Source organism: Micromonospora sp. AMSO12t, assembly GCF_008806585.1.
Lineage (GTDB): Bacteria > Actinomycetota > Actinomycetes > Mycobacteriales > Micromonosporaceae > Micromonospora > Micromonospora reichwaldensis.
Map to the genome: position 1 here is coordinate 1 of NZ_WAAS01000077.1, position 25,999 is coordinate 25,999.

Here is a 25,999-nt window from a genome sequence, read left to right on the forward strand (position 1 = left end):
TGGGCAGGCCGGGCGGCCGTCCGGGGCGCTCACGGCCACGTCCCCGGCGTCCCGGCGGCGGCGCCCGGGGCGGCATCCCGCAGTTCCGGCGGGGCGAGCGCGCCGACGGAGGCGACCAGTGCGCGCAGGGAGATCCGGACCAGGTCGATGTCGGCGATGGCGATGGTGATGTCGCCGCTGATCACCACGCCGGTGGCGAGGACCCGGTCGAGCAGGTCGACCAGGGCCACCGGCCGGTAGGCCAGCGGGTCGTCGGCGCTGCTGGGGGCGAGCGACGTGGTCACCACGCCGGCCCCCGGGCCGTCAGCACGCCGACTCCCGTACGGTGAGCGCCGGCTCAGCGGGCCGCTCCTCGGCGAAGGAGTACGGCGGCCACGGGCCGGTCAGCTCCAGCCGGATCTCCGGGTGCCGACCGGCGAGCGCGCCGACCAACTGGCGGAATCCGGCGACCGACCCCTGGCCGACCAGGTACGCCCCGTTGAGCACCATGGCGGTGGGCGCACCGGAGAGCCGGCGGTCCTGCGGGGGGTGCCGCCGGACGGCCACCGCGTGCCCGGCCAGTGCCTCGTGCACGGCGGAGGCGGCGTCGGCGGCGATCCGCTGCCCCTCCTCGCGGGCGGTGAGCTGGGCCCGGCGCCGCCGCAGGTACGCCGCCCCGGCGCCGCCCGACCCAACGGATTCCGCCGTGCGGGGCGTCGCGCCCGGCACGACGTACCCCTTGACGCCCCACTCGTCGTGGCCCGCGAGCCGGTCCAGGACGGTGGTCAGCTCGACCCGGCGGGCGGTGAGCTGCCCCGCCACCCGGGCGTCGTCGTGGTGGACGGTGGCCAGCCGGGCGGGCACCACGGCGCCGTCGCGGGACAGGGCCGCGACCACCGCGTGGTGCGTCCGGGCCGCCCGCTCCAGCCAGGCCAGGTCCTCCAGGTTCCGGCGCAGCGCCTCCTCGCCGTACTCGGACAGCGGCGCGGCGCTGACGACGGCGACCAGGCCGGCGGCCCGCACCGCGCGCACCGGAGCGCCGTCCATCCCGGCAGTCGCGGCGAGCAGGGCGGGATCGACCTCCCGCGCCACGCCGTGCAGCCACACCCCGACGCCGGGGCTCGCCGGCCCGGTGGCGGGCGCGAGGTCAGCCGTCGAACTCATCCCGCTCCTCCCTGCGGGCGGCCGTCCGGGCGACCCGGGGGCGGCGTTCCGCCTCCACCTGCTCCGGGTCCCGTGGGCCGGGCTCCACCGGCGGCCTCGCCCGGGAGCTGAGCCACGGGTCGTGCTCCCACCAGTCGATGCCGATCTGCCGGGCCGTGTCGACCGAGGCGATGACCAGTCGCAGCTTGAGCGTCAGCAGCTCGATGTCGAGCAGGCTGACCCGGATGTCGCCGGCGATCACGATGCCCCGGTCGAGCACGCGTTCCAGGATGTCGCCGAGATTGGCCGGCTCGTGCCCGGCGGGCAGGACCTGGCCGGAGTTCTGCACCACCGGGGGCGGCTGCACGCTCACCTCAACCCACCTCGCCCTTCCCGCGCTGGTAGCGCCGCACCCGCCGGTAGCCGAGCAGGCCACCCTCCAGGTCCAGCTCCACCTCGTAGAGGCCGAGCAGGTCGGTGGAGCTGGGGATGCGTCGGTCCTCGATCACCTCCACCCCGATCAGCCAGCCGTCCCGCGACGACTTCAGCGAGGTGGTCCCCACCGGATCCCGGCCGGTCAACTCGACGATCTGCCGCATCCCCTCGCGCGCCGCCTCGGCGGCCGTGATGGGTTCGAGGTACTCCTCCTCGTCGTCGTACCGGTCGTCGTCGACGGGCTCGCTCCTACGCGCCCGATCGCCGTCGCCGCGGATCAGACCCCCCATCGCGCTCACCTCCCTCGCCGCCGCCGCGCGACACCCGCCGCGAGCGTTCGGTGCCGACCTGCCGCGCCCGTTCCGTACCGGTTCGCCGCGCCCGGCCCTCGCCGGACCGCGACGCTCGTTCCGCGCCGGACTGCCGGCGGCGGCCGGAAGCGGACTGCCGCGCCCGGTCCGCGCCGGACCGCGACGCTCGTTCCGTGCCGGACTGCCGCGCCCGACCGGAAGCGGACTGCCGCGCCCGGTCCGCGCCGGGCTCGTGCCGGGTCCCGCCGTTCTCCCGACGGGACCCGGGGCCGTCCCGGGCCGGAGCCCGGCTCTGGGCGGGCGCCGGCCGCTGGACGCCGCCGGTCAGCCGCTCCAGCACCTGCTGCTGCCCCCGGTCCCGTTCCGCGGCGCTGATCTCGCCCGCCGCCGCCGCCGCGTCCAGCGCCTCCAGCTCGCGCCGGACGTCGACGGGGTTGCGCTGCCGCGACTCCGCCTCCCGGGCGATCACCTTCACCACCGCGGTCAGCCCCCGCACCGGCGCGTACGGCAGGGTCAGCAGCGTCCACAGGATGTCCACCGGTCACCCCATCAACTGGTGGGCGCTGACGAAGTCGTACGGCGCGAGCGGGCCGAGCAGCCGCATCCGGATCAGCTCCCGGCGCTGCTCGGCGTACTCCTCGACCGCCGAGACGAACTCGTCCTCCCGGTCCTGTTCCACCAGGAAGGTGGCGTTCGACGCGTCCAGCTCGTTGCTCGGCGGCCGGGGCGCGCTCGCCACGACGAGGGGACCGAGGGTGTCGACCAGTTGCCGGTTCTCCGCCTCCCGGCGCAGCTCCACCGCCTGGCTGATGATCTCGCCGAGCCGGATCCGCTGCGTCCGGGTGGCCGCCTCCGGCTGCCCACGCACCTGGTCCGCCAGGTCGGCGGCGCCGGGGTTTTCCGCCAGCACCGCCGCGATCAGGTTCGCCTCGTCGTAGCGCCCGTGCACCGTGTACTGGACTCGGCCCTCGAACTCGTCGAGCGCGGCGGCGAACCGGTCGTGGTGCGCGTCCAGCAGGTCGGCGACCGCGTCGGGCCCGGTGACGACCGTGCCGAAACGCACCGGCAGCACCGGCGCCACCGCCGCCGTGCCGTCCACCAGCTCCTGGTAGGCGGTCAGGTCCGCCGGCCGGCCGAGCGGCTCGCTCAGGCTCACCTCGCTGACCAGCGCGGCCAGGTCCTCGTGCCGCACCGCCGTCACCTCTCCGGGCGGGTCGCCGACCCCGGCGGCGTCCGGGGTCGGCTCCACGTCGGAGGGCACGATGCCGTAGATGAACAGTCCCGTCTCCTCGGCCATGCTCACCGCTCCTCGTCACGTCGCCGCCGGGGCCGGTCGCGATCCCGGTCCCGGTCCCGATCGCGGTCCCGGTCCTGGTCGTCCGAGCCCAGCTCGCCGACGGCGTCCTTGATCGCGCCGACCGTCTTGCCGACCCCGGAGACCGCCTTGCCGGCGCCGACCGCCCCCGAGGCTCCCTCGACCAGGTCGGGCAGCCCCTTCTGGCCCTTCGGAGTGATGTCGAACCGGTCGACCGCCTCGGCGAAGCGCAGATAGGTCTCCACGCTGGCGATGACGATCCGGGCGTTGATCTCGATCAGCTGGATGCCGACCACCGCGATCGAAACCTGGGCGTCGATCACGACGCCCTTGTCCAGCACGGTCTCCACGACATCGGCCAGGCCGGAGCCCCCGCCGCCGCGTTGCAGGGCGCCGCCGCCCTGACCCTCACTCGTCGCGATGGTCACTCCCGCTCCTCCCGTCGACGGCGGACCACGGGTCGCCGGGGCGCTTCCGGGGAACGGCGGGCCCGGGGCTCCTCGCGGGAACGGGGCTCCTCGCGGGAACGGGGCTCCTCGCGGGAACGGGGCTCCTCGCGGGAACGCGGCTCCTCGCGGGAACGGGACTCCTCGCGGGGCTGCGGGCGGCGGGCCCGCTCCGGGGCGCGGCGGCGCGGCGGGGGCTGTTCCTCCTCCGGCTCCTCCTCGTACTCGTCGTAGTCGCCCTCGTCGTACTCGTCCTCGTACTCCTCGTCCTCGGCCGGGCGACGGCGCTGCGGCGGTCGGCGGCGGCCACGCTCGGCGGGCCTGCGCTTCTCGCGCGGCTCCTCCTCGGCCTCCTCCGCCTCCTCCTCGGGCTCGGGCTCCCGCCGGCCGCGCTGCTCGCGCTGCTCGCCCTCCTCCTGCCCCTCGCGCTCCTGCTTCTCGCGCTCCTCCTGCTCCTCGCGCAGCGCGGTCTCGTGGTCGCGGACCACCCGAGAGTCCTCGATCTCGCCGCGCCAGCCCTGCACCGAATCCGGGTCGAGGACGGTCCGGGTCATCACGTGCCGGACGAAGTGCTTCAGCTCCAGCCGGGCGCGGCGGCCCTGGGCCCGCCACAGGTTGCCGGTGTGCTCGAAGAGGCCCTGCGGGTGGTACTCCAGCACCACCAGGATCCGGGTCAGGTCGGGCGACAGTTCGTGGAAGCTGACGGTGCCGTCGACAGAGCCCTTCTCGCCCTGCGAGCGCCAGTGGATCAGCTTGTCCGGGATCTGCCGGACGATGGTGGATTCCCAGGTGCGGTGCGACCAGAAGACCTGCGCCTTCCAGGTCAGCTTCTCGTCCGACTCGGTGTCGACGTTCTCGACCTTCTTCATGAAGCTCGGGAAGTCGCCGAACTGGGTCCACTGGTCGTACGCGACCCGGACCGGCACGCCGACCTCGATCGCCTCGACGATGTTGGTGACCTTGACCTTCTTGCCGCCGCCCTTGCCGCCCTTGCCGCCCTTGCCGAGCGCCGACATGATCTTCTCCTTACCGCCGGCCAGCCCGGCATGGACCATCGCCTTCACCGGTGAACCGCCCTCCGCGAGCTTCTGCGCGCCGGTGGTAGCGGCAATCAGGCCGGGACCGCCGCCCTGCTTCGCGTAGTCGCTGAGCCGGCCGGTCGCGCCCGTGATCCGCTCGGTCACCACCCGCATCGCGCGCTCGCCGATGGCGCTGGCCAGATTGCGCGCCTCGCCGGCGAGTTGACCCCGGACCTTGTCCCCGAGTCCACCGGGGTTCGTCGTGTCCGGCATGGTCACCGCCCCCGCCGCTGGTCGCCGGCGTCGCGGTTCCGCTGCTTGTCGTCGTCGTCGCGGTCCCGCCCGCCGTCGTCGTCACGCTCCTGCCCGCCGTCGTCGTCGCGGTCCTGCCCGCCGTCGTCGCGCTCCTGGTGCTCGGCGTCGGTGTCCCGGTCTGGTCGGTCGCCGGCGCCGCCGGCGCCGGTCCCGCCCTTGCGGCGCAGCGCGTCGGCCGAACCGCGCAGCTTGCCGCTGATGGCATCGATGCCGCTGCCGGCGGCGGCGGTCGCGGCCGCCTTCGAGGCGGCGGCGAGCGGGCCGCCCAGGCGGCCGAGGTTGCTCAAGTGGGGAGACGACTGAAGCAGGTTGCCGCCCGCCTTCAGCAGTCCGCCGGGCTCCCGACTGGCCCGACCGGCCGCGACCGCGGCGGCCAGGGTGAGGGCGGTACGCAGCTTGCGCCGGCGGCCCAGCAGGTAGCCGAAGCCGACCGCGAGCCCGATTCGTGCTCCGCTCTTCATCAGTTCTCCTTCGCTCCCCGGAGCGCCGGACACCTGACGGCAATGGTCGAAAGAATGGCCGCCGGGGATCAGCACGCGCCGGACCGCACATCAGGTGTCCCGTTTGATCGGACCCGACGGGCAGTACCCGTTGGCCTATCGGCGAAACACTCCCGCGCGTTGTCGACGCCATTCACCGGGGTCGGGGCGCGTGCCCTCATGAAACGCGCAAAGCCGACACCAAGGCAGCGCTGAGCAGTAAGAACCTCAGGAAGGAAATAATTGCGGAATGGCCGTCACAGGGCCGGCAGCGTCGAATCGAGGCATATCTCGGCGTGCACCACGCCGCCGCTCTCGCGCAATTTTGCGCCGCACTTCTGAAGCACGGAAACGGCACCGTGGTTGTCGACGGTGGTCTCCGCGACCACCAGTCGCATTCCGGCCGCCGCCGCCTCGTTCAACAGTTCGCGCAGGGCGCCCGCGCCGATTCCCTGGCCCCGTGCGGAGCGACCCAGCCACATCCCGGTCTCGACCGTGCCCGGCTCGTCACGGCGGGTCATCCGGATCATGCCGACCACCTCGCCGCCGGCCAGGATCGCGTACATGCAGGTGCCGGTCGGGCCGTCCAGACCTCCGAAGCTCGCCCGGTGGAACTCCCGGAACGCCTCCCGCCGGGCGCACGACCAGCCCGCAGGGGCCTCCACCGGCGGCATCACGTCGCCGGGCTCCGCTTCCGCAGCCGCTACGGAGAGCAATGGTTCCAGGTTCTGCTCGTCCACCGGCTCCAGCCGCACCGTTCCCGCCACGTGCCGCAGTCTGCCGGCCCCACCGGCCCAAGTCCACCCCATCGGGCCCCGACTGGCGGTCCGGCGGAAGGTACCGGCCGGTCGGCCCGCATCGTGTTCTGCCTCACGCTCCGCTGTCAACCGCCCGGCCGACCCGGGATGACGGGTTGGCGGACCGCCTGCCCGCGGGCCGGTCAGGGTGTCTCGGCGTCGAACTCGCAGAGCACGACGGAGGCGTCGTCGGCGGGCTTGTGCCGGCGCAACCGGTCCGGATGGTCCCGCTCGGCGACGCGTACCCGGTCGATCAACGCGCCGGGGTCCTCGGCGGTCGCCACGTCCAGCAGCCCCGCCCAGTCGAGGACGCCGAACTGCTCCACCAGGGCCGACGCGCCGTCGCTGAGCAGCGCCGCCCGGCGTACCGCGCCCGGCCCCCGCAGCGGCAGGGTCCCGGTCACCGCGTGGAACGCCGCGTCCGGGTCGGCGGCCGCCACCCAGTAACCGTGGGTGCGGTTCATCCGCGCCCGCTGCATGTCGACCGCCTGCCGGATCCGGGCGACCCGATCGGCCCCTCCGGCCGGCAGTGCCTCGACCATGGCCCGCAGCTCCGCCGTGGCGGCGTCCAGTCGGTCGTCGGTGACGACGCTGATCCGACCGCCGGCGTCGAGCACCAGCGGGCTGTCGCAGAGCACGAGGTAGTCGAGGTGGTCGCCCCCGTCGCGCAGCAGGCAGACCGTGCTCGACGGGGTGCCCGGATGGTCCAGGTCGCACGCGTCGCCGTGGTCGGCCCGGACCGCGAGGATCGCCGCTGCCAGGTTGCTCATCAGGGTCGCCGTCGGGCGGACCGCCTCCGCCAGCCCGAGCCGGGCCGCGAGGTGCCGGACGTACCAGGCGGTGCCGTGCGCGCAGCCCGTGTCGAAGCCCTCCGGCACGCTGGCGCCGTCCAGCACGCCGACCAGCGGCCCGAACCGAAGGACCAGGTCCTCGTTGACCGCCCGGCCGGGGGGCGGCGCGGACGCGGAGCGTACCCGCATCGTCCGCGCCGCCCCGACCACCCGGGTCGCCTCAGCGGCGACGGAGGTCGTCGGCGGTCTCATGCGCCTGCCCCTGCATCTGGTGGGCGGCCGACCGGCCCTGATCCCGGACGGCGGACGCGCCACCGGCGGCCGTCGAACCGACCGCCCGGGCCGCCTCCTGCGCCGGTCCGCGCATGTTGTGGCTGACCTCGTGGCCCATCTCGCGGCCCACCTCGCCGGCCTGCTCCCGCAGGTGTCTGGCCTGCGCCCGCAGCTGGTCGGAATGCTCGCCGACCATGTCCTTTGCCTGCCCGGCCCAGTGCCGTTCGGGGCGACTGGGCGGGATCAGCGACGAGACCAGCAGCCCGGCGCCGAAGGCGATCAGGCCGGCCGCCAGGGGGTTGCCCTGCGCCTGCTGGCGGGACTGCTGCCCGAGCGAGCGGGCCTCCTCCCGCACCGACCCGGCCATGTGCGACATCTGCTCCCGGGACTGCTCCCCGAGCGCCCGCGCCGAATCGGCCGCGTGTGACACCCGTTCGCGGGACTGCCCGCCGAACTCCCGCGCCGAATCGGCCGCGTGCGACATCCGCTGACCTGTCGCCTGCGACATCCGCTGTGCGGCGCCGTGCCCGTCAGACTGCACGCCCATCACCTTCTCCCTGGCCCGGGTGAACGCGCCACGGGCCTGCCCGACGCGCTCACCGGCGATCCGCCGCGGGTTGACCTTGTCGGCCAGCGCGTCGACGTCGCTGCTCAGTTCGTTCCGGGTGTTTTCGATCTCCCACCGGATCCGGTCCGGATCGTTGGACATGATCTGCTCCCTCCCGGCTGGTTCACCGGCCGCGTGCCGCGTCCGGTATCTCCCGTGCGGTCTGCCTCGTGCGGGGCAGCACCGAGCGGAGCTGCTCCTTCTCCTTGCGCGCCCTGGCGAGCAGGACACCCGTGACGGCACCCCAGATGACGGCCACGATCAGCGCCGCCCAGCTCTGGTCCATCACGTTGGACAGCCCCCACCACAGCGCGTACGACACGAACAGCACCGTCAGGAAACCGGCCAGCGAGGCCCCGCCGAACATGCCGGCGAGCCTGCCGACCTGACCCGCCTCCTCGCGCAGCTCCGCCTTGGCCAGTTCGACCTCCTTGCGGACCAGCACGGAGAAGTCCCGGGTCACGTCGCCCAGCAGGTCGCCGACCGACTGCGTCCGCTCCTTCTCGGGGGCACTCACGGCGCCACCCCGCCCGGGATGTCCGGCCCCTGCCGACCCGACGGCGAGGCGTTGCGCACCCGGGCCGTCCCGGTGTACGCCCCCTCGGGCAGGTACGGCGCCTCGGCCGTCCGCTCGTACGGCTGCGACCCGGCCGTGGTGGACGCGGCGGTGGGCGCGGTACCCGGCCCGGTCGGCGGCATCGACGGCTGGCCCTCGCCCCGCGCCCCGTCGCCCGACGCGGTCAGGTTCCGGGTGAGCCGCCCGACCAGCATGCCGGCCAGGGCCGCACCGGCCAGAAAGGTGCCCGGGTGCCGGCGCGCGTACGACCGCACGTCGTGGAGCATCGCCCCGGGTTCGCGCTCGTCGAGCCAGCCGGCCGCCTGCTGGGCGGCGTCGGCGGCCCGGCGGACCGCCTGGGCGGCCATTCCGGAGTCCTCGCTCCGCTCCGCCATCGAGCTGAGTTCGCGCCCGATGCCGCGCAGCCCGTCGGCGGCCCGGTGCTGCTGCGCCCGGGCCTGGTCGCGCAACTGCGTGCCGGCCTCACCGGTCAGGTGGCGCGCCTGCCGCCCGGCCTCCGACGCCACGTGTCCGCCCTGTTCCGCAGCGGCGTGCGCGACGTGTCCGCCCTTCTCGGCGGCGGTGTGCGCAGCGTGTGCGCCCTTCTCGGCGGCGGTGTGCGCGAGGTGTCCGCCGGTCTGGGCCGCCTGGTGCCCGACCCGGGACGCCTCCTGCCGGGTCTGCTGTGCGGTGCCGGTCGCACCGTCCGGTGGCCGGCTCGGGTTGATCTGCGTCATCGCCCGCTCCCTCCGTCGGCCCCGGGCCGCAGGTCACACGGCCCGGAACGTGAACCGGCCGCGAGATGCGGCCCGGAACGACACCCGCGTACCCGCGCGGATCGCCGACATTCCGTACCGGCGTCGGGGGTAGGAGCTGCGGGCCGCCTGGGCGTGCCGGCACGCGGACGGCACCGGACCGGTCGGTCGGAACGGGGTCGGCGGGGCCGGGACCGGTCGGGGAGTACGACAGCGGTCAGCGGCGGCGGTTGCGGGCCCGGGAGGACCTGAGCCGGCGCAGCCGCCCGACCAGCACCGGCTCGGCGGCGAGGGCGGCCGGGTTGTCGAGCAGCCCGTTCAGCAACTGGTAGTAGCGGGTGGCCGAGAGGCCGAAGGTGTCCCGGATGGCCTGTTCCTTGGCGCCGGCGTGCCGCCACCACTGCTGTTCGAAGGCGAGGATGCCGCGCTCACGCTCGGTGAGGCCACTCTCGGGCCGGGCGTCCGCCGGGGCGTCGGCGTCGGTGCCGGCCACGCTCGGCGGGGCGCCGGCCTCGCTGGGCGCCGCCACGGCGGCATCCGGCTCCGGCGCCGAGCGGGGCTGCGGGACCGTCGGCGTCCCGGCGCCCGGACCGGTACGCGGCTGGGGAACGACGCTGCCGGTGTCCCGCGCCTCCCCGGTGGGGTCCGCCCCGACGGTCGCGCCGGCTTCGCCGGGCCGGCCCGGCGCGGGCGGCTCGGTGGCGGCCGGGGCGGCGTCGGCGGGCTGCATGGCGCTCCTCGTGGGGCTGGCGGGCGGCACACCACGACGCCGACCGGTGGGGGGACCCCAGCCTAACCAGGGCCGACCCGGTTCGCATCGGACGACAGTGCCGGAACGTGACCGCTCCGGTTCACGTCGTGTCCGGCCCTCGAACCCCACCGCGCTCCGCCCGGAGTACGCCGGTTCGTCATCCCCGGGCCAGGCTTGGGCGGTGCGACCGGGGCCGGGGAGAGCCGCCGGTCGCACCGCCGGCGGTCAGGAGATGTCCCGCCGGCGCATCGCCCAGAGGGCCGCGCCCAGGATCACCACAAATCCGACCGCCATCATCACCGAGGACTGCTGCCAGGTGATGTCCAGCGTGTCCGGTTTGCACTCGCCGAAGTAGGTGGCCTGGCAGGTGTTCCAGTCCTCCAGGGTCACCTTCTTCTGCATCCACGCCACGGCGTAGGTCGGCAGCAGCCAGGCCTCGGCGAAGCGCACGCCGGCCATCGCCAGCAGGATGCCGAGGCCGAACTGGCCGACGACCATCAGGGCGATCACCCCGCCCAGGGCCATCGCGGTGTGCCGCCCCAGCGAGGCGAGCGCGAAGCCGATGGTCGCGGTGACCAGTGCGAGCACCAGCCCGCGCAGCCCGGTCAGGGCGAAGGACTGCCAGGCCCCGGAGGTCATCTTCGCCGTGCTGCCACGGAACGTGGCGACCAGCCAGAAGCTGCCGAACCAGAGCGCCGTGGTGGGCACCGCCAGGGCGACCAGCCCGGTGAGCAGCGCCGCCAGCTTCGTCAGCAGTACGGTCAGCCGCTTCGGCCGCCACAGCAGCAGGTTCATCATGCCGCCGGTGTTCCACTCCGCCCCGACGAACGAGGCCCCCACGACGAACCCGACCAGCGCCAGGATCGCCGCGAGCGGCAGCAGCGTGTCGCCGAAGTTCTCCCGGAAGTCGAACGTGGAGGGCAGGAACCAGCCCGCCTGGATCGCGTCCCGGGGCGGGGGCTGGATCATCGCGCAGTCGTCGGGGAACTCCCCGGACTGGGCCGTGCCGGCCGCCTTCGCCTTCTCGCACTCCGCGCGGTACTGCGTGTTGTGGCGGACGTCCTGCTGCCACTGCTGCTCGGCGGCGCGCTCGGCCTTCGCCAGCGCGTTGGCGTCGATCTTCTCGTTGGTGAAGAAGACGCCGACCACCACGGCCGCGAGCACCAGCAGGCCCAGCAGGCCCATCCAGCGGGTGAAGCGCCGCTTGGCGAGCCGGCGCAGCTCCGTACGGTAGAGGCTCACGCGCCCCACCCTCCCCCGGTGGGACCGGGCTGCCCGGCGCCACCGACCTTCGTGGACTGGTCGACCTGCCGGTGCTGGCCGGGTACCGGCGCGGTGGCGGTCAGTTCGAGGAAGACGCTCTCCAGGTCGACGGCGACCGGGGCGAGCTCGCTGACGTAGAGACCCTGCTCGGCGAGGAGCCGGGTCACCGTGGCCGGCTTGTCGACCCCGGCGAGCATCAGGTGGTCGGCCTGGCCCGCCACCCGGATCCCGGCCCGGGTCAGCGCGTCGGCGGCGACCGGCAGGTCGGTGACCGCCTCCAGCCGCACCCGGACCGCGCCCGAGGAGTGCTGGGCGAGCACCTGCTCGACCGGGCCGAAGGCCACCCGCCGGCCCAGCGAGATGATGGTGACCGAGTCGCAGATCAGTTGGATCTCGCCGAGGATGTGGCTGGAGAGCACCACTGTCATCCCCGACTCGGCGAGGTTGCGCGTCAGGGTGCGCATCTCCCGGATGCCGCCCGGGTCGAGGCCGTTGGCCGGCTCGTCGAGGATCAGCAGCTTCGGGTTCTTCAGCAGGGCCGAGGCGACGGCGAGCCGCTGCTTCATGCCCAGCGAGTAGGTCTTGACCCGCTCGCCGGCGCGGTCGCGCAGCCCGACCAGCTCCAGCACCTCGTCGACCCGGTGCTGCGGCACGTCGCCCGCGCCGGCGAGCAGGGACAGGGTGTCCCGCGCGGTGAAGTGCGGAAAGAACTGCGGGCTCTCCACGATCGCGCCGACCTGACCGGCGACGGCGGGCAGCGCCGCCGGCACCTCGTGGCCGAGGATCGTCATCCGGCCGCCGTTGGGCCGGATCAGGCCGAGCAGCGTACGCAGCGTGGTGGTCTTGCCCGACCCGTTGGGGCCGAGGAAGCCGTGCACCTGCCCCTGTTCGACCCGCATGTCGAAACCGTCGAGCGCGTTGCGGGTGCCGCGCCGACGGCTCTTGTACGTCTTGCGGAGACCTTCGATCTCCAGGACAGCTGGCAAGCTGCACCTCCCCCGATGGGTGTATGACACGCGACACCATACGCGGTATGCAGATCCCCGCAATACCCGGTATGCATGCGACGCGCCGAACGCGTGAAAGGAAGGGGCGCTTCCTGTGCACCAGACGTCAGGAAGGTGCCCTTCCCATCAACGTCAGGCGCAGATGACCGTGACGCCGGCGGCGCGGAACGCCTCCACCACCTCGGGGTTGGCTCCGGAGTCGGTTACCAGCGTCTCCACCCGGTCCACCGGGCAGATCCGGGCGAAGGCGTGACCGCCCAACTTGGACGAGTCGGCGATGATGACGACCCGCTTGGCCCGGGCCACCATCAGGTTGTTCATCGCCGCCTCGCCCTCGTGGTGGGCGGCGGCGCCGAGCTGCGGGTCGATCGCGTCCACGCCGAGCAGGGCGACGTCGAGGGTGACCTCGCGCAGCAGCGCCCCGCCCAGCGGGCCGACCAGCTCGAACGACTTCGGGCGGACCACGCCGCCGGCCACCACGACCTTCATCCGGGAGCGGACCAGCAGCTCGTTGGCGATGTTCAGCGCGTTGGTGACCACGGTGAGCTGGGCGCCCTCGGCGCTGGTGTTCAGGTCGGGCCGGACGGCGAGGGCCCGGGCCACCTCCGTGCTGGTCGTGCCGCCGTTGAGGCCCACCACGGTGCCCGGCGAGACGAGCGCCGCGGCGGCGGCGCCGATCCGCTGCTTCTCCGCCGAGTGCTTGGCCGTCTTGTAGCGCAGCGGCAGGTCGTACGAGACGCCGTTGGCGACCGCGCCACCCCGGGTCCGGGTGATCATCTGCTGCTGGGCGAGCTGGTCGAAGTCGCGCCGGATGGTGGCCTGGGAGACGTCCAGCCGCTCGGCCGCCTCCTCGACGCTGACGCGGCCATTGTCGGTCAGCATCTCGAGCAGGGCGTTCCATCTGGCGTACCGGTCCACCCGGGCCCTCCAGTTACTGCGCGGTCGGTGATTGATTGCGTGCACAGTAGTGCGCGAAACTACGAGGGCGCAAAACCCTGTCTTGCGCGATGCCGGGGCTGGTTGCCACAGCCAGCCGCTTTCGCGCAGAATAACGCGCGAAAGGCGGCTCTAACGAGCCGTATTGCGCACCGCTCCCCTGCGTAGGAGTTCTCATGTCGTACGTCGACGCCGAGATCGCGAGCCAGCCCGACTGCTGGCGGGAGGCGGCGCGACTCGCCGCCACCGCGACGGACCACCTCCCCCGCCCCGGGGAGCGGGTCGCCGTCGTGGGCTGCGGCACGTCGTGGTTCATGGCGATGGCGTACGCGGCCCGCCGCGAGCACCTCGGCCAGGGCGAGACCGACGCCTTCCAGGCCTCCGAGTTCCCCGCCGGCCGGCGCTACGACCGGCTCGTCGCGATCACCCGCTCCGGCACCACGACCGAGGTCACCGAGCTGATCGCCGCCCTGCGCGGGCGGGTGCCGAGCACCGTCCTGGTCGGCGACCCCGACTCCCCCGCCGTCGCGCTGGCCGACGCGGCGGTGACCATGCCCTTCGCCGACGAGCGCTCGGTGGTGCAGACCCGCTTCGCGACCACCGCCCTGGCCCTGCTCCGCGCCCACCTCGGCGACAACATCGACGCGCTCGCCGCCGACGCGGAGGTGGCCGTACGCGCCCCGCTGCCGATCGACCCGACCCGCATCGAGCAGGCCACCTTCCTCGGCCGGGGCTGGACGGTCGGGCTCGCCCAGGAGGCCGCGCTGAAGTGCCGCGAGGCGGCCACCTTCTGGGCCGAGGCGTACCCGGCGATGGACTACCGGCACGGGCCGATCTCGATCGCCGCACCGGGCCGGCTGGTCTGGGCGTTCGGCGAACTGCCCGACGGGCTGCCGGAGGACGTGGCGGCGACCGGAGCGGCGTTCGTGCACAGCCGCACCCACGGCTGCCGCACGGTGCTGGGCAGTTGGGCCGCCGGCCGTACGCCCGTCGACCCGATGGCCGACCTGATCCTGGCGCAGCGCTTCGCCGTCGCGCTCGCCACCAGCCGGGGCCTCGACCCGGACGCGCCCCGGCACCTGACCCGTTCCGTGGTCCTCGCGTGAGGCCAGCCGACGTCGTCGTCGCGCTGGACGTCGGCGGCACCGGGATGAAGTGCGCCCTGGTCCGGGCCGACGGTGCCGTGCTGCACACCGAGCGGCACCCCACCGACGCGGAGCGCGGCCCGGACGCCGTCGTCGACACGGTCCTGGGGATCGCCGAGGGGCTGGCCGGCAAGGCCCGCGCCGACGGGCTCGACCCGGTCGCGATCGGCATCGCCGTACCCGGGGTGATCGACGAGGCGCGCGGGGTCGCCGTCTGGTCGGCGAACGTCGGCTTCCGGGACGTACCGCTGCGGGACCTGGCGCAGGCGCGGCTCGGACTGCCGACGGCGGTCGGCCACGACGTGCGCGCCGGCGGTCTGGCCGAGGCCCGGCTCGGCGCGGGCAGCGACGCCGCGCACGTCCTCTTCGTCGCGATCGGCACCGGGATCGCCGCCGCGCACCTGGTCGGTGGCACGGCGGCCACCGGCGCGCACGGCGCCGCCGGCGAGATCGGCCACATTCTGGTACGCCCCGGCGGGCCGCGCTGCGGCTGCGGCCGTCCCGGATGCCTGGAGGCGGTCTCCTCCGCCTCCGCGATCGGCCGGCTCTACTCGGCGCGGGCCGGCGTCCCGGCGACGGCCGCCGAGGTGGCCGACCGGGCGGCGGCCGGCGAGCCGCTGGCGGCGGACGTCTGGCGGGAGGCCGTGGAGGCGCTCGCCGACGGCCTCGCCACCGGCCAGGCCCTCTTCGACGTGGAGACCGTCGTGATCGGCGGCGGGCTGGCGCGGGCCGGCGCGCTGCTGTTCGACCCGCTGCGGGCCGCGCTGCACGAGCGGATGACGTTCCACCGGGAGCCGCGCCTGGTCGCGGCGGCCCTCGGCGACGAGGCCGGCTGCCTCGGCGCCGCCCTGCTCGCCCTCGACAGTCTGGAGAAGTGATGGCTCTTCGGGTGAACGGCAAGGTGGTGACCCCGACCGGCGTGATCCGGCAGGGCTGCGTGGAGGTCGACGAGGGTCGGATCCGGGCGGTGGCCGAGTATCCGTCGGTCCGCGACGGGCACTGGATCGTGCCGGGCTTCGTCGACATGCACACGCACGGCGGCGGCGGGCACACCTTCACCACCGGCGACGCCGGGCAGGCCCGGCAGGCCGCCGACTTCCACCTGCGGCACGGCACCACCACCCTGCTGGCCAGCCTGGTCAGCTCGCCCTTCGTGCTCATGCGCTCGGCCACCGAGGCGTTCGCCCCGCTGGTCGCCGAGGGGGTGCTGGCCGGGATCCACTTCGAGGGCCCGTACCTCTCCTCGGCCCGCTGCGGCGCGCAGAACCCCGAGTACCTGCGCGACCCGTCCACCGACGAGCTGGCCGAGCTGATCGAGCTGGGCGGCGGGGCGGTCCGGATGGTCACCCTCGCCCCCGAGCGGGACGGCGCCCTGGAGGCGATCAAGCTGCTCACCGCGCACCGGGTGGTCGCCGCGGTCGGCCACACCGACGCCACGTACGACGAGACCCGCGCCGCCGTCGCGGCGGGCGCGAGCGTCGGCACCCACCTGTTCAACGGGATGCGGCCGGTGCACCACCGCGAGCCCGGCCCGGTGGTGGCCCTGCTGGACGCCCCGAACGTGGTCTGCGAGCTGGTCGCCGACGGCGTGCACCTGCACGACGGGATGCTGGCCTTCGCCACCTCGACGGCGGGCCCCGAGCGGTCCGCCCTGATCACCGACGCGATGGCCGCCGCCGGCATGGCCGACGGCGAGTACGACCTGGGCGGCCAGACGGTCACGGTGGCGGACGGCGTGGCCCGGTTGGCCCGCGACGGCGCGATCGCGGGCAGCACCCTGACCATGGACGCCGCGCTGCGGCACGCGGTGGGCGCCGGGATCCCGATCGCGGACGCCGTACGGATGGCGGCCACCACGCCGGCCCGTGCCATCGGCCTCGGCGACCAGCTGGGCGCGCTCCAGGTCGGACTCCGGGCCGACCTGGTGGTGCTCGACGACGACCTCAACGTGGTCCGGGTGATGCGCGGCGGCTCCTGGCTGGAGTGACGCAGCGAGGCGACAGCCACCCGTGCAGAGGGACTCGCGTCGACGCTGTCGAGCTGAATCGTCTGCGACATCACATGGGACGCACAGGCCGAATCGGCTACGACATCAGCTCGACAGCGGTCGCGGAGACAGTCCGCCGGAAGGACCATCACCGCCCGCCACCACGTCGCCGAGCACGGCCTGCTCGTCGGGGCGGTGCACCAGCACGTCGGAGAGGAACGACTGCACGGCCGGGGCCATCCCGACATCCCGGCCGGCCCGCTCCGAGAGCAGCCACTTGTGCTCGATGATCTGGGCGAAGAGCTCCTGCGGCTCCAGCTTGCGGCGCAGGTGCGCGGGCACAGCCCGGACCACCGGCTCGAAGACCTCGGTCAGCCAGCGGTGCGCGGCCTGCTGCTCGTCCATCAGGTAGCTCTCCGCCCGGTAGGCGTCCAGGTCGTTGAGCAGCCGGCGGGCCTGGTTCTCCTCGGCGTCGAGGCCGGTCAGGCGGAGCAGCCGCCGGGTGTGGTAGCCGGCGTCGACCACCTTCGGCCGGACCAGGTAGCGCCCGTTGTCGATCGTGGACATGGCCACCTCGGCGACGTCGAAGCCCAGCTCGTTGAGGCGGCGGATCCGCCCCTCGATGTCGTGCCGGGCCTCCCGCTCGACCTGCTGCTCGTAGGTGATCTCGTGCCACAGCCGCTCGTAGCGCTGCACGACCTCCTCGCAGACCACCTCCGGGTCGATCGACTCGTGCAGCAGCCCGGCGGCCTGGAGGTCCAGCGCCTCGCCGAAGATGTTGACCCGGGCGATCTCCAGGTCCTCGCCGCGCTGGCCGTTGGAGAGGGAGTGGTGCAGCGCCCCGGTCTCGGCGTCCACCAGATACGCGGCGAACGCCCCCGCGTCCCGCCGGAACAGCGTGTTCGACAGCGAGCAGTCGCCCCAGAAGAAGCCGGTCAGGTGCATCCGGACGATCAGGGCGGCGAGCGCGTCGAGCAGCCGGCCCATCGTCTCCGGGCGCAGGGTGTGCGAGAAGAGCGCCCGGTAGGGCAGGGAGAACTGCAGGTGCCGGGTGATCAGCACCGACTCGAGGGGTTCCCCGTCGTCGGTCTGCCGGTCGGCGACGATCGCCACCGCCTCGACCGACGGGAAGTCGATCCGCTCCAGGGCGCGGAGCAGGTCGTACTCCCGCTCGGCGATCCGCTCGCGGGTCTCCTTGAACGCGTAGACGTACTCACCCAGCCGGACGAAGCGGACGATGTGCCGGGAGATGCCCTGCGGCAGCGCCACCAGGTGTTGCGCAGGCCACTCCTCCAGCGGGGTCGACCAGGGAAGGTCGAGCAGCGCCGGGTCCACGAGGGCCGAGGTGATCCGCACGGGGACAAGTCTGACGGGTACCCCCCGCCGAGCGCCTCCCTTCGTGGCTCGGCACACAGGCGGCCCCGGCCCGTCCCCATCCGGCGCCGACCGGGGCCGGTAGCGTGGTCGGGGTGCGGGAGACCACGACGGTACGGGCAAAGATGCAGCTCCGGCCGGTCCGGCCGGCCGGCTGGTGGTTCGACGCGCTGCTGCTGACCGCCCTCGTCGGGTTGACCGTGGCCCTCGCCGGTGAGCGGCTCTTCGGGATCGACCGCGCGATCGCCGACTGGTCGGAGGCGCACCGGCCGACGGCCGCGCACTGGACGGCGGTGGTGCTCAACTACCTGGGCCAGGGCACCCCGTTGACGTTGATCGCCCTGGGGCTCGGGGTGCTGCTCGCGGTGCGGCTGAGGTCGGTCCGCCCGGTGCTGCCGCCGGTGCTCGCCTTCGCCCTCAGCTACCTGACCATCGGCCCGCTCAAGGTGTGGACCGCCCGGCCCGCGCCCAGCGCGAGCGTCAAGGAACCCTTCCTCCCCGCCGAGCAGACCCTCCCGCTGTTCCAGGACGAGCTGCCGCTGAAGTTCGCCCAGTCCTACCCGTCCGGCCACGTCGCGAACGCGATCCTCTGGTACGGCGTCATCGCGCTGCTGCTCGCCCCGCTGCTGCGCACGTACGGCCGGACCGTGCCGCCCCGGCTGGTCACCGTGGTCCGGGTCGTGCCGCCGGTGGTGGTGCTCTGCACCACCACCTACCTGGGCTGGCACTGGCTGACCGACTCGGTCGCCGGGCTGCTGCTGGGGCTTCTCCTCGACCGGCTGGTGCACCGGGTGCCCTGGGACGACCTGCCGCTGCCGGGAGCGCTGCGGGACTGGAACCGTCCGTTCATTTCCGCCCCCTAGGGTCCCGCCGTGGATCGACTGGCACGCCGGCTGGGCGTACGGGATGCGGTGGTCATCGGCCTGGGGTCGATGCTCGGCGCGGGCGTCTTCGTGGTCTTCGCGCCCGCCGCGGCGGCGGCCGGCGGGGCCGGCCTGCTGGCGGCGCTGGTGCTGGCCGGCTTCATCGCCTTCTGCAACGCGACCAGCTCGGCCCGGCTCGCGGCCCGCTACCCCGAATCCGGCGGCACCTACGTGTACGGGCGGGAGCGGCTCGGCCCGTTCGCCGGGTTCCTGGCCGGCTGGGGCTTCGTGGCCGGCAAGACGGCGAGCTGCGCGGCGATGGCGTTGACCATCGGGGCGTACCTCTGGCCGGGGCAGGCCCGGCTCGTCGCCGTCGGCGCGGTGGCGGCGGTGACCGCCGTGAACCTGCGCGGCATCGGCAGGACCGCGACCGCGACGAAGATCCTGGTGGGCGTGGTGCTGGCGGTGCTGGCCCTGGTCGCGGTGGCCGGCGCGGCCGGCGGTGACGTCTCGCTCGACCGGCTCGGCGACCTCGGCGGCGGCGGTCGGGGCGTGCTCACGGCCGCCGGGCTGCTCTTCTTCGCCTTCGCCGGATACGCGCGGATCGCCACCCTCGGCGAGGAGGTACGCGACCCGGCGCGGACCATCCCCCGGGCGGTCCCGCTGGCCCTCGGCGTGGTGCTGGCGGTCTACCTGGTGCTCGCCGTGGTCACGGTCGGTGTGCTCGGGGCCGACCGGCTGGCCGGTTCCGCCGCGCCCCTGGCCGACGTGGTGACGGCCGCCGGGCTGCCCGGCCTGGCGTGGCTGGTGCGGGCCGGGGCGACGGTGGCGGTGACCGGGGTGCTGCTCTCCCTGCTCGCCGGGGTGGGGCGCACCGCGTTGGCGATGGCCCGCCGCCGCGACCTGCCGGGGGCGCTCGCCGCCGTCCACCCGGTGCACCGGGTGCCGCACCGGGCGGAGCTGGCCGTGGCCGCCGTGGTGGTGGCGATCGTGCTGCTGGGCGACGTACGTGGTGCGATCGGCTTCTCCAGCTGCACCGTGCTGGTCTACTACGCGATCACCAACGCCGCCGCGCTGACGCTGGGCCGGGACCCGGGCCGGCGGCTGCCGGTGCGGGCGCTGGCCGTGCTGGGGCTGGCCGGCTGCCTGCTGCTCGCGGTCAACCTGCCGCCGGCCAGCGTGCTCGCCGGCGTCGCCGTGCTCGCCGTCGGCGCCCTCTGGTACGCCCTGCGCCCGCGCCGGGCCTGACGCCGCTCCCGGGACGCGCAGCACGGCGGACCGGGCGCCGTCACTCCTCCGGCTGGCGGGGCACGGGCGTGACCGGGTCCTCCGGCGGGGGCGCGGCCTCGCGGAGCAGGGCGTTCAGGCCGGCCCGGCGGGCCACCACCGTCAGCCGGTCGCCCGCGACGATCACCAGCCGGGCATCGGGCGCCCAGTCGAGGCGCTGGCCGGCCCGGGCGTGCGCCAGCAGGCGTACGCTCTCGGCCCGCCCGACGGCGGCGAGCGGCCTGCCGTCCAGCGACGACCCGGCGGCGACGGAGACCTCGGTGACCAGCAGCGCGTGCCGGCCGACCGGGATGGTGGCGATCACGGCGCGGTCCAGCAGCGCGGCGGAGAACGAGAACGCGGCGAGGTACGACACGCTGCGCGAGACGCCGATGCCGAACGCCTGCTGGATACGTTCGGCGAAGTGGCCGTCGAAGAGGCGCAGCACCACCTGGAGTTCCGGGTTGACGGCCCGGCCGATGAGCGCCGCCTGGAGGTTGGTCTCGTCGTCGGTGGAGACCACCACCAGTGCCTGGCAGCCGCCCACGGAGGCCGACTGGAGCGTCTCCTCCAGCGCGGCGTCGCCCACGATCAGCGGCACGCCGAGCCGCCGGGCCAGCGCGCCACCGCGCGGCTCGGGCATCTTGTCGATCGCCACCACCTCGACGCCGAAGTCGCAGAGCTGGGCCATCACCCGGGTGCCGACGTTGCCCAGCCCGACCACCACCACGTGCCCGGAGCGCTCGGGCTGGATGCGGCCGGAGTGCAGGGCCAGCCGGGCGTTGACGATGCCGTCCACCACCACGGCGGTGATCAGCGGGATCAGCGCCAGCCCGGCCAGGTTGAGCACCACCTGCATGACCTGCTCGGCGGCCGACTTGTCGGGGTTCGGATCCTGCCCGGTCAGGGTGGTCACCAGCGTCAGGTAGAGCGAGTCGGCCCAGTCCTCGTGCGCGGCGTAGCCGTTGAGCGAGCCGAGCACCCCGATCACCGCCAGCAGCACGATCACCGCGACGCCGATCTTGCGGGTGGCGAAGCTGCGCACCGCGCGCAGCAGCACCGTCAGGGGGCGGCGGCGCCGGCGGGCCCGCACCAGCCGGCGGGCGGCCAGTTCCGTCCCCGGCGGCGTCCCGGTCGCCTCGGCGATCACCAGGTCGGCCGCGCGTTCGTCGGCGGGCAGCAGCCGGACCTGCTGCGGGTCGCGGGTGTCGGCGACCCCGCAGACCACGTCGGGCGGGCGTACGTCCTCGCGGCGGGCCACGTAGAGGGTGCGCCCGCCGTGCCGGAAGTGGGTGGGGGCGACCTCGCCCAACGCGGCGGCCACGAAGGCGGGGGCGGCCATGGAGGCGTCGGAGAGCACGGCCGAGTCGGGGAAGATCTGCCGCACCCCGTTGGCGAGGCCGGTGTTGAACATCCGCACCACCAGCCGCAGCCGGGGCTCGACCTCCTGCGCGCAGAGCGCGGCGTGCATGTTGCCGACGTCGTCCTGGTGCAGCAGGGCCAGCCCGTCGGCGCCGGCCAGCCCGGCCCGACGGAAGGTCACCTCGTCCAGCCGGTCGGCGCGGACGACCTCGACGCCCTGGAGGTCCCGCCCGTCGGGCTCGTCCGAGCGCGGTCGTTCGGGCACGACCAGGGTGATCCGGACGCGGCCGGCCTGGAGCTCGGTGGCGAGCAGCGCCCGCACCACCCAGTAGGCGAGGGCGTCGCGACCACAGATCACGTAGTGCGCCCGCGCGTCCCCGTTGACCCGGAGCCGCCGGCCGGCACGCCGCGCACGATCCAGCAGGGGCTCCGCCATGTGCCGCATCGTAGTCAGCCGGTCGCGCCGGACGCAGCCCCGTGATCATGAACGCTGGTCGCGCCGGCATGTCCCTTCCGGCGACGGGTAGAGCACCGGCATGCAGACGTTCCTGCCGTACCCGGACTTCCTGGCCAGCGCCCGGACGCTGGACCAGAAGCGGCTGGGCAAGCAGCGGGTGGAGACCATCCAGGTGCTGCGCGGGCTGACCTGGCCCACGTACGGCTGGCGCAACCACCCGGCGGTGAAGATGTGGGCCGGGTACGAGGAGGCCCTCACCCGGTACGGGTTGGACGTCTGCGCGGTCTGGTGCGAGCCCGGCCGGGCCGACACGTGCGCGACCACGATGACCGCCGACCTCGCCGCCGCCTGCGGCCTGACCCGGGTCCGCACCCAGGTCGAGCTGGCCGAGGCCGGGGAGTTGCCGCCCTGGCTGGGCCGCGACGACCTGCACCTGAGCCACCGCTCGTCGCTGCTGCGTAAGGACCCCGGCCACTACGGGCCGCTCTTCGGCGACGACGTCCCGCCCGACCTGGAGTACGTCTGGCCCGCCTCCGACCGGGAACGGCGCTGCCTCCCGCCGCCGGAGTGATGGCGGGGCACGTCAGGCGCTTCCCGCGGGAAAGGGTTCCCGCGATGGCTGAGCGGGCAGACTGGAGACCCATCCGGCGGGAAGGTGCACATGGCGCTGTCGAAAGTGGTCGGTCGACTCATCGGCGTACGCGAGCACGAGGTGGACCCGGGCGGTGGTGGCGCCCCCCGCGTGCCGGGCCGGGTCGAGGCGGTGGTGGTCGGCGGCGGGATCGCCGGCATGTCGGCGGCGGTGGTGCTGGCCGAGCGCGGGGTGGCGGTGACGGTGCTGGAGGCCGCGCCGACGCTCGGCGGCCGGCTCGGGGCCTGGCCGGAGACGCTCGCCGACGGCAGCCGGCAGATGAACGAGCACGGCTTCCACGCGTTCTTCCGGCAGTACTACAACTGGCGCTCCGTCCTGCGCCGCGCGGACCCGGGCCTGGGCTTTCTCAAGCCGGTCCCGGGCTACCCGATCCTGAGCGAGCAGTGGCCCACCGAGGAGTTCGGCAGGCTGCCGCCCGCGCCGCCGATGAACCTGCTGGCGCTGCTGCTACGCAGCCCCAGCCTGCGCCTGCGCGACCTGCGGGGCATGGACCGGGACGCCGCGCTGCCGCTGCTCACCTACGACCCGGGGCGCACCTACGCCGAGTTCGACGACACGACCGCCGACGCGCTGCTCGCCTCGCTGCGGCTGCCCGACCGGGCCCGCGCGATGCTCTTCGAGGTCTTCTCCCACTCGTTCTTCAACCACGAGGCGGAGATGTCGGCCGCGGAGATGATCGCCCAGTTCCACTTCTACCTGCTCGGTAACCCGGAGGGGCTGGCCTTCGACTGCCCCGACGAGGACTACGCGACGGCGATCTGGGAGCCGCTGGCGCGGCACGTGGAGAAGCACGGCGGCCGGGTGCTGACGGGCGCCGCCGCCACCGCCGTGACCCGCGACGGCGGGGGCTGGCGGGTGGCGACCGCCGACGGCACGTCGTACCCGGCCGGGCACGTGGTGCTCGCCGTCGACCCGCCCGCCCTGGCCGCGCTGGTCGCCGCCTCGCCCGGCCTGGCGGACCACGCGCCCCGGCTGGCGGCGCGGATGCCCGCGTTCGGCCGGCCCGGCCCGCCGTACGCGGTGGCGCGCTTCTGGTGCGACGGGGACGTCGCCGCAGACCGGGCGGTGTTCAGCGGGGTGTCCCGGCAGCCCACCCTGGACTCGGTGACCCTCTACCACCGGCTGGAGCACGAGTCCCGCCGCTGGGCCGAGCGCACCGGCGGCTCGGTCGTGGAGCTGCACGCGTACGCCTGCGACGCGGGCGTGCCCGCCGAGGAGCTGGCCGAACGGATGCGGGTCGAGCTGACCGCGCTCTGGCCGGAGGCGGCCCGGCTGCGGGTCCGCGAGCTGCGCGCCCGGGTGGAGGCGCAGGCGCCGGCGTTCACCCCCGGCAGCCACGCCTGGCGGCCGGGGGTACGCACCGACGCCGACGGGCTCTACCTGGCCGGCGACGGCATCCGGACGGACTTCCCGAGCGCGTTGATGGAGCGGTCGGCGGCGACCGGGATCATCGCGGCCAACCACGTCCTGCGGGCCGAGGGCGCCGCGGCGGAGCCGGTCCGCTCGATCCGGCCCCGAGGCCTGCTCGCCGGACGGGGCTGACCGGCCCAGGGTCTGCGCGCCGGGCGGGCTGACCGGTCCGAGGTCTGCTCGCCCGGCAACGAGGAGCAAACCGGGCAAATCGGCCGTTCGGTTCACTTAGGCTGATCGTCTGGGGTGAGCCGGGAGGTCGGATTGTCGCCGCGCACGGACGACGGCCCGCTCGTCGCCGACGTGCCGCGGGACGACGCGTACCCGCTGATCCGCGACGAGCGGGCCTGCGTCGTGACCGCCCTGCGGCTCGGCTGGTGGATGGCGGACGCCTACCACCACGCGCGGACCGCCGAGCTGCGCGACCCCGGAGCCGACCGGCCGGCGGGCGCACCGGCGAAGCTCTCCAACCTGACCGAGATGTCGGGGCGGCGGCGCATGCAGATGTACCTGGACGGCGTGGAGGTCGCCCTCACCCAGATCGCCGAGCTGACCCGGCGCGTCGGCCCCGTGCCCGCCACCGCCGACGCGCGGGGCCGGGTGGCCGACGGGTCCGCCGACGCCCTGCTGCTCGCCCTCGACGACCTGAACGTGGAACTGCTGCGCTGGACGATGTCCACCAACCAGCGGGTGGGGCTGGCGTACCGGCTGGGACGCTCGCTGGCCGACACCGTCCGGTACGGCGACGCCGGGCGGAACGGCGACGCCGGGCAGGTGGCCCAGCGCTTCGGCGGGCGGCAGTTCGAGATCGGCCGTTGGCTGGGCGAGCTGGCCAGCGTGCTGCCCCCGTACTCGGCCGCGGTGGTCCGCCACTCGCTGTCGGCGTGGGCGTCGGCGGTCACCAGGGCGGGCGTGGGCGACCCGACCGAGGCGGGGCTGCCCGAGCTGGCCCGCGAGCTGCGCAACCAGGGCGAGCTGTGGCAGGGCGTGCTCACCGGCGGGCTGCACCCGAGGGACCTGCTGGACGAGGAGGACTACGCCATCGTCGCCCGGAACCTGATCGTGCGGGACCGGAGGCTGGTGGTGCAGGCCGTCCGGGGGATCTTCTGGCCGGTGCTCGTACCGCTGCTCGCCGTGCTGTTCGCCGTGGTGGGGGTGAGCGCGCTCGCCGCCGCCGGTCCGCCGGTGACCCGGGCCGCCGTGGCCCTGCTCGGGCTGGGCGCCGGGCTGGCCGCGATCTGGCGCACCGTCTCGGGGCCGGCGCTCGCGGTCGCCGGGGAGGTCAACCGGCCGCTGCTGGAGAGCGAGCTGACGGCGCGGATGGCCGTACGCATCGACCGGCCCCTGGCCGCCGCGCGGGCCGCCGGCCGGGCCCGCCGGCAGCGCCGCCCCGACGAGCCGGGGCCTCGATCGAAATCCGTTGCCCCTCTGTCCCCCGCGGACCTACCGTGATCGCGCAAGGTCAACCACCGCCGCGGGAGCTGGTCATGTCGATGTCGCACGTCACCGGTGTGCCGTCGTGCCTGCCCACGCGTCCGGCGTCGCCGGCCGGCGGCGGTCGTCACCGTGCCGAAGACCCCGGGGGCGGCCGGCCCGACTGACGCGTGCCCGCACGACGTCGAGCCGCCCGTCCGTAACCCGGACCGGGCGGCTCTTTCGCGCTCCGGCCCGTCCAGATCGTCACCGCCACGAAGGGAGACACCGGTGGACGCCGTCCTCGTCGTCAACGCCGACCTCGGCCCGCTGCACCGGGTCACCGTCCAGCACGCGATCCGGATGCTCTGCCGGCGGGTCGCCGAGATCCACGAGGCCGAGCCGGACCGGGTCATCGGGGTGTTCCCGATGCCCCGGGTGGTGCGCCTGGTCCGCTACGTGGTGACCCGGTGGCGGTTCAGCGCCGGCCCGGCCTGGTCCCGCGCCGGCGTGCTGCGCCGCGACGGGCGCTGCTGCGCGTACTGCGGGGGGCCGGCCGGCACCATCGACCACATCCTGCCCCGCTCGCGCGGCGGCCGGAACACCTGGCGGAACACGACCGCCGCCTGCTACGGCTGCAACCAGCACAAGGGCGACCGGACGCCGGCCGAGGCGGGCATGCCGCTGCGGCGTGAGCCGGCCGTGCCGAGCTGGGCGGCGCTGGCGGGGCGGTGACGGACCGGCCGGCGGGAACGGGGGGCCGCGTCGGGGGTACGCCCTCGGCGCGGCACCCGTCGGCCCCTCACCTCTCGGCACCTACCTGCCGGGTCCCTGCCTGCCGGGTCCCTGCCGGGCGGCACCCGGCCTGGCGGTACGGGAGGTGGAGCGGTCA

The 25,999-nt window shown here is 74.7% G+C and carries 27 protein-coding genes and 2 pseudogenes; 9 read left to right on the forward strand and 20 right to left on the reverse strand.

The window, feature by feature from the left end; genetic code table 11:
• Positions 1-29 precede the first annotated feature (29 nt).
• The 18 genes and pseudogenes from F6X68_RS14240 to F6X68_RS14325 all read right to left on the reverse strand — a co-directional run bounded on the left by F6X68_RS14240 (position 30) and on the right by F6X68_RS14325 (position 13,160).
• Entirely contained in the window at positions 30-287 is a 258-nt protein-coding gene (locus F6X68_RS14240; protein WP_192581397.1) for a gas vesicle protein, read from the reverse strand.
• Between the two features lie 16 nt (positions 288-303).
• On the reverse strand, positions 304-1,143 hold the full coding sequence (locus tag F6X68_RS14245) for a GvpL/GvpF family gas vesicle protein (RefSeq protein WP_151454728.1): 840 nt from the start codon (positions 1,141-1,143) through the stop codon (positions 304-306).
• Between the two features lie 154 nt (positions 1,144-1,297).
• Positions 1,298-1,450, reverse strand: a pseudogene (gene gvpJ, locus F6X68_RS34850) (gas vesicle protein GvpJ); the annotation flags it as partial.
• 46 nt (positions 1,451-1,496) lie between these two features.
• Complete coding sequence (locus tag F6X68_RS14255; RefSeq protein WP_151454729.1) at positions 1,497-1,847, reverse strand: gas vesicle protein; 351 nt, start codon at positions 1,845-1,847, stop codon at positions 1,497-1,499.
• Positions 1,807-2,406, reverse strand: a complete 600-nt coding sequence (locus F6X68_RS14260; protein ID WP_151454730.1) for a gas vesicle protein GvpG — start codon at positions 2,404-2,406, stop codon at positions 1,807-1,809. The genes F6X68_RS14255 and F6X68_RS14260 overlap by 41 nt, the downstream gene beginning before the upstream one ends.
• A 3-nt stretch (positions 2,407-2,409) precedes the next feature.
• Positions 2,410-3,165: a GvpL/GvpF family gas vesicle protein gene (locus tag F6X68_RS14265; protein WP_151454731.1), complete on the reverse strand. Its 756-nt coding sequence runs from the start codon at positions 3,163-3,165 to the stop codon at positions 2,410-2,412.
• A 230-nt stretch (positions 3,166-3,395) separates the two neighbouring features.
• Positions 3,396-3,605: pseudogene (gene gvpJ, locus F6X68_RS34855) on the reverse strand (gas vesicle protein GvpJ); the annotation flags it as partial.
• Between the two features lie 2 nt (positions 3,606-3,607).
• Complete coding sequence (locus tag F6X68_RS14275) at positions 3,608-4,921, reverse strand: SRPBCC family protein (protein WP_151454733.1); 1,314 nt, start codon at positions 4,919-4,921, stop codon at positions 3,608-3,610.
• A gap of 2 nt (positions 4,922-4,923) precedes the next feature.
• Positions 4,924-5,424, reverse strand: a complete 501-nt coding sequence (locus F6X68_RS14280; protein WP_151454734.1) for a hypothetical protein — start codon at positions 5,422-5,424, stop codon at positions 4,924-4,926.
• A 275-nt stretch (positions 5,425-5,699) separates the two neighbouring features.
• Positions 5,700-6,209 carry a GNAT family N-acetyltransferase gene (locus F6X68_RS14285; protein WP_151454735.1) on the reverse strand — a complete coding sequence of 170 codons (510 nt, stop codon included), beginning with the start codon at positions 6,207-6,209 and terminating at the stop codon, positions 5,700-5,702.
• Between the two features lie 173 nt (positions 6,210-6,382).
• Complete coding sequence (locus F6X68_RS14290; RefSeq protein ID WP_151454736.1) at positions 6,383-7,282, reverse strand: hypothetical protein; 900 nt, start codon at positions 7,280-7,282, stop codon at positions 6,383-6,385.
• Positions 7,251-8,012, reverse strand: coding sequence for a DUF3618 domain-containing protein (locus tag F6X68_RS14295; RefSeq protein ID WP_151454737.1), 762 nt, complete (start codon positions 8,010-8,012; stop codon positions 7,251-7,253). The genes F6X68_RS14290 and F6X68_RS14295 overlap by 32 nt, the downstream gene beginning before the upstream one ends.
• A gap of 22 nt (positions 8,013-8,034) precedes the next feature.
• Positions 8,035-8,427 carry a phage holin family protein gene (locus F6X68_RS14300; protein ID WP_151454738.1) on the reverse strand — a complete coding sequence of 131 codons (393 nt, stop codon included), beginning with the start codon at positions 8,425-8,427 and terminating at the stop codon, positions 8,035-8,037.
• Positions 8,424-9,203: a hypothetical protein gene (locus F6X68_RS14305; RefSeq protein WP_151454739.1), complete on the reverse strand. Its 780-nt coding sequence runs from the start codon at positions 9,201-9,203 to the stop codon at positions 8,424-8,426. Before F6X68_RS14305 ends, F6X68_RS14300 begins: the two co-directional genes overlap by 4 nt.
• A 235-nt stretch (positions 9,204-9,438) precedes the next feature.
• Positions 9,439-9,951 carry a DUF3263 domain-containing protein gene (locus F6X68_RS14310; protein WP_151454740.1) on the reverse strand — a complete coding sequence of 171 codons (513 nt, stop codon included), beginning with the start codon at positions 9,949-9,951 and terminating at the stop codon, positions 9,439-9,441.
• Between the two features lie 246 nt (positions 9,952-10,197).
• Entirely contained in the window at positions 10,198-11,214 is a 1,017-nt protein-coding gene (locus F6X68_RS14315) for an ABC transporter permease subunit (protein ID WP_151454741.1), read from the reverse strand.
• Positions 11,211-12,221 (reverse strand): ATP-binding cassette domain-containing protein, encoded by a 1,011-nt coding sequence (locus F6X68_RS14320; RefSeq protein ID WP_151454742.1) that lies wholly within the window; start codon positions 12,219-12,221, stop codon positions 11,211-11,213. The genes F6X68_RS14315 and F6X68_RS14320 overlap by 4 nt, the downstream gene beginning before the upstream one ends.
• Positions 12,222-12,374: 153 nt before the next feature.
• Positions 12,375-13,160, reverse strand: a complete 786-nt coding sequence (locus F6X68_RS14325; RefSeq protein ID WP_091626905.1) for a DeoR/GlpR family DNA-binding transcription regulator — start codon at positions 13,158-13,160, stop codon at positions 12,375-12,377.
• Positions 13,161-13,354: 194 nt separating this feature from the next.
• On the opposite strand from F6X68_RS14325, the gene F6X68_RS14330 reads away from it, so the two are divergent.
• Genes F6X68_RS14330 through nagA form a run of 3 tightly spaced genes read left to right on the forward strand, consistent with a single transcriptional unit; the run spans position 13,355 to position 16,310 of the window.
• Positions 13,355-14,284, forward strand: coding sequence for an SIS domain-containing protein (locus F6X68_RS14330; protein ID WP_151454743.1), 930 nt, complete (start codon positions 13,355-13,357; stop codon positions 14,282-14,284).
• The gene (locus F6X68_RS14335; RefSeq protein WP_151454744.1) at positions 14,281-15,201 is read left to right on the forward strand and encodes an ROK family protein; all 921 of its coding nucleotides are present in this window, start codon (positions 14,281-14,283) and stop codon (positions 15,199-15,201) included. The genes F6X68_RS14330 and F6X68_RS14335 overlap by 4 nt, the downstream gene beginning before the upstream one ends.
• Positions 15,201-16,310: an N-acetylglucosamine-6-phosphate deacetylase gene (gene nagA, locus F6X68_RS14340; RefSeq protein ID WP_151454745.1), complete on the forward strand. Its 1,110-nt coding sequence runs from the start codon at positions 15,201-15,203 to the stop codon at positions 16,308-16,310. The genes F6X68_RS14335 and nagA overlap by 1 nt, the downstream gene beginning before the upstream one ends.
• A gap of 105 nt (positions 16,311-16,415) precedes the next feature.
• On the opposite strand, the gene F6X68_RS14345 is transcribed toward nagA, so the two are convergent.
• A complete protein-coding gene (locus F6X68_RS14345; protein ID WP_151454746.1) occupies positions 16,416-17,666 on the reverse strand; it encodes a DUF4032 domain-containing protein in 1,251 nt (416 codons plus the stop codon).
• Positions 17,667-17,809: 143 nt separating this feature from the next.
• Here F6X68_RS14345 and F6X68_RS14350 point away from each other — a divergent pair, with 143 nt between their 5' ends.
• On the forward strand, positions 17,810-18,547 hold the full coding sequence (locus F6X68_RS14350; protein WP_151454754.1) for a phosphatase PAP2 family protein: 738 nt from the start codon (positions 17,810-17,812) through the stop codon (positions 18,545-18,547).
• 9 nt (positions 18,548-18,556) lie between these two features.
• Positions 18,557-19,795, forward strand: coding sequence for an APC family permease (locus F6X68_RS14355; RefSeq protein WP_151454747.1), 1,239 nt, complete (start codon positions 18,557-18,559; stop codon positions 19,793-19,795).
• Between the two features lie 40 nt (positions 19,796-19,835).
• On the opposite strand, the gene F6X68_RS14360 is transcribed toward F6X68_RS14355, so the two are convergent.
• Positions 19,836-21,620 carry an NAD-binding protein gene (locus F6X68_RS14360; protein WP_151454748.1) on the reverse strand — a complete coding sequence of 595 codons (1,785 nt, stop codon included), beginning with the start codon at positions 21,618-21,620 and terminating at the stop codon, positions 19,836-19,838.
• 91 nt (positions 21,621-21,711) lie between these two features.
• Between F6X68_RS14360 and F6X68_RS14365 the strand changes: the two genes are divergently transcribed.
• The 4 genes from F6X68_RS14365 to F6X68_RS14380 all read left to right on the forward strand — a co-directional run bounded on the left by F6X68_RS14365 (position 21,712) and on the right by F6X68_RS14380 (position 25,842).
• Positions 21,712-22,203, forward strand: coding sequence for an MSMEG_6728 family protein (locus F6X68_RS14365; protein WP_151454749.1), 492 nt, complete (start codon positions 21,712-21,714; stop codon positions 22,201-22,203).
• A gap of 90 nt (positions 22,204-22,293) precedes the next feature.
• Positions 22,294-23,826 carry an FAD-dependent oxidoreductase gene (locus F6X68_RS14370; protein ID WP_151454750.1) on the forward strand — a complete coding sequence of 511 codons (1,533 nt, stop codon included), beginning with the start codon at positions 22,294-22,296 and terminating at the stop codon, positions 23,824-23,826.
• A gap of 132 nt (positions 23,827-23,958) precedes the next feature.
• Positions 23,959-25,146, forward strand: a complete 1,188-nt coding sequence (locus tag F6X68_RS14375; RefSeq protein WP_225852199.1) for a hypothetical protein — start codon at positions 23,959-23,961, stop codon at positions 25,144-25,146.
• Between the two features lie 252 nt (positions 25,147-25,398).
• Positions 25,399-25,842, forward strand: coding sequence for an HNH endonuclease (locus F6X68_RS14380; protein ID WP_151454751.1), 444 nt, complete (start codon positions 25,399-25,401; stop codon positions 25,840-25,842).
• Positions 25,843-25,999 lie beyond the last annotated feature (157 nt).